Genomic DNA, 3,158 nt, shown 5'->3' on the forward strand with positions numbered 1-3,158 from the left:
GCCAGTGCCATCGAATGGGCTGCCATCGGCGTGCTCGCCGTAACCATCCCCGTTGTAGCGGTGCCAGACCGGGCCGCTTGGGGTATCGGTCTTGAGCACGCCGTCCATGACTTTGACCGACGCCACGATATGTGGATCATCGGCGCTGCGCAGTCCGTAGCGCACCAGTTGCAGGAAGTCATTGGCCACCTGTTCACTGGCGGGCAGGTGGGGGTCGTGGGCCCGATTTTTGATGAGCACCCACTCATTTTGGGCGCCATCCTGCACCAGGACGTCCGCAGGGGTAATACGCACATAGTAACCGGGCACCTGGAAGCGTTCCGCAAGGTCCGTGCCACGCACGAAAGTCCACTCTTCCAGTCGGGCATTCCAATAATCGGCCAGCATCAGGGCACAGTCGCTGGCTTTGCCGCCGAGGAAGTCCGCGCCCTCGACCAACGCGGCAATGGCGACGGTCAGGCTGAAGGGATTGACGCCACCGTCCTCTTCCCAGCGATCCTGCCCGGTCACGGGTCCTTCGTGGACGATGAAGCGCAGGGCACGAGTGATCATATCGGTGACGGCAACATCGTTTAACGCCTTATACTGGCGCAGCAGAGAGGCCAGGAGCACGGGAAATCCGGTTTCATCCAGTTGCACACCCTGCCAGAAGGGTTTGCCGCCCAGCCATTGATTCTGCAACCAGTGACCGTCGGCTTGCTGGGTGCTGATCAGGTAAGTGAGTACCTGTCGCGCCTCGGTCGTGGCTCCCATAGCCACCAACGCCCCGGCGCTTTCTACCAAATCCCGTGACCAGACCAGGTGATAGCCGCCGCGACTGTCACTGGCCTCGCCCCAGGGTATCGAGAGGCTGGCGACCAGGGCACCGGGAAAGGTGCGGTCTTCGTGCACCTTGAGGACGGTGGCCGAGCGAACATAGAGGGCGTTGGCCGCCGCGGGCAACTTGCTGGCGAAGCTGCGCGGGGTCGGATGGCGTTGGTGCCAGACATTCCAGCCGGTACCGTAGCCTGCAGCGCAACTCTGAAAGCCTTCGGCCAGGGAGGACCAGGCGTTGGTGGCGGCGGCTTCTTTGCTCGTGCCAAGACCTAAGGCCAGCGTGCCCTGCCGGGGCAGGCGACTGGCGAGTGCGACCTCACCCGGGCCGGCCTCCTGATAATCCCACCGCATCCGCCCGTTCTGGTGAAAATCCTGCCAAAGATCGCTATTGCCAACCTCGCCCACCGAGCGGTGTTCCAACGCCGGATAGCCGTCAGCGTTGCGACAGGCGAGGGCCAGTCCAAATGGACCCTGTTCCGCCCAAAGTACCGGTCGACCCTCCCAATCATCCACCCAGGCACGATTGTTTTCGGCATCTTCACCGAGACGGGCGGCGCAGAGCAGATAAGGCCGCAGCGCCGCATCGCCTTCCAGCAGGAAGTCCAGCAAAAGCACATCGCGCTCCGGATCGGCGCAGATTTTCAGGGTGAAATCAAAGCGCTCATGATGATGGCGAATGACCGGCAGGGGAATGCGGGGATCCTCCAACTCCAGTTGTGGTTCCGGCAGCGTTTTCAACTCCTGCCAGAATCCCTGGCCATCGGCGATGATAAAGCCGAGGTCGCGGATCTGGGGGATGTCGATGCGCGGGTAGAATACTTCGGTGACGATACCCTTGCCGGTGGTGAACCAGAGTTTCCCATTGCCCAGCGCCGTGCCCACACAGGACTTCTGCGCGGTCGACCAGACGGGGTGGCGCCAAGTGGCACGGGGCGCTTTGCTGATGTTATCCATGATCCGCTCCTGATGTGGTGACTGTATTGCCCAAGGCTATTCAGGGCGTCAGGTCCGATCAGCCAGTCCGCCTGCGGCGACAGACCGCGCCGTTAATAGTCGTTGCCTGACGTCCCGTCCGCAGGTTACCCCGCGGTGTGTTTTGGTAATACCCCTGCTTTTTCCAGATAAGCCGGCAGGGTTGCCAAGACCCGGATGCCACGCTGTACATTGGGATCTTTGAGCATGTGGTAGAGCCCGGCGATGCCGCCCGCCTGGTCTTTGGGCTCATGTTCGGTGGCTTCGGCAAGGGCCTGAGTCATTGCCTTGCCGCCGTGCATCAGGCTAGCGACGAGAGCCGGGAGCGGACTGTTTCTGCTGAGTTCGATGAACGAACCGATCAAGGACTCGATGTCGATGGTCTCCGTCATGAGCCCGATCTGACGGCTGATGTCGGCTACACGATGCAGATTGCCGTCCTCCTGCAATTGCTTGAGCAAGCGCAAGGCTTCGACAATGGTGGTATCCGCCGAGGTCTCTTCCCAGAGGTCGCCGAGTTCCTTGAGTCTGGTTACCAGCGCGTTACCGGCCGGTCCCTTGAGGAAGGTCAGGACATCATCCACGCGCGACAGCAGGTTGCCCAGCATGTGCAGTGCCGCTAGCCATTCGGTGACCGGGAGGGTGTGCAGGGTTTCGAGAATTTTGGGTGCCAGTGGTGCCAGGAGTTGCAGGCTTTCGGTCACAAAAGCGGCGTTTTCACTGATAAGTTTGAAGGCGCCAGCCTTGCGCAAGGCCTTCATGGTTTCCAGAATTTCCTCAATCCCGCCATCCAGATCAAAACGCTCGTTCCATTGACCGGCACGTAGTGCCATTGCCATGGGCAAGGTGCCCGCCGGGCCACCCATGAACTGCTCGGCGCCATTGGCGAGATCGCCCAGGCGGGCGAGCCCCACCCATTGCTCGGGGGTTAAAGAGGGAATAAAAGCGTCTTTCGGTTGTGCTGCCATATGCTGTCTCCTTATGCTGTGCTCGCGGATCAACAGGGGGGCCGTAGCTCCCCCCTTGCGTCAGGCCGCGAAGAGTTTCTCGGCAAGCAGTTGAGAGACATCCAACCCCCACTCCGGCATCTTGCCCTTATTCTTAAAGAAGAGGTTTTTGTACTGCATCTTCAGCAGGAAGGGCATATGGCCCATTTTCAGGACCTGATCCGGACCGCCAAACCAGCTGTTGGAACGAATATAGAAGGCTTGGTTGTTGCCCATGTCACCGATGCAGTAGACCACGGGCTCCAGCGGCTTGTCGGCTTCTGCCGCCGCCATTTTGCCCAGATCCCTGGCGATCTGTCTGGCCACGATCGCGCACTGGGCATGGCCAATGCCGCCAAGCTTGGGCACGGTGATGGCGGCCGC

At 60.8% G+C, this 3,158-nt stretch carries 2 protein-coding genes and 1 pseudogene; all 3 read right to left on the bottom strand.

Features of this window, described 5'->3' with window-relative positions:
* On the bottom strand, positions 1 to 1,770 hold a 1,770-nt coding region (locus HF921_RS07245; RefSeq protein WP_215893587.1), incomplete at its 3' end, for a glycoside hydrolase family 15 protein.
* A 125-nt stretch (positions 1,771 to 1,895) separates the two neighbouring features.
* Positions 1,896 to 2,756 (bottom strand): DUF1641 domain-containing protein, encoded by an 861-nt coding sequence (locus HF921_RS07250; protein WP_215893588.1) that lies wholly within the window; start codon positions 2,754 to 2,756, stop codon positions 1,896 to 1,898.
* A 60-nt stretch (positions 2,757 to 2,816) separates the two neighbouring features.
* Positions 2,817 to 3,158, bottom strand: a pseudogene (locus HF921_RS07255) (pyridine nucleotide-disulfide oxidoreductase); the annotation flags it as partial.

Origin of the sequence: Acidithiobacillus ferriphilus, assembly GCF_018854775.1 — a bacterium.
Taxonomy (GTDB): domain Bacteria; phylum Pseudomonadota; class Gammaproteobacteria; order Acidithiobacillales; family Acidithiobacillaceae; genus Acidithiobacillus; species Acidithiobacillus ferriphilus.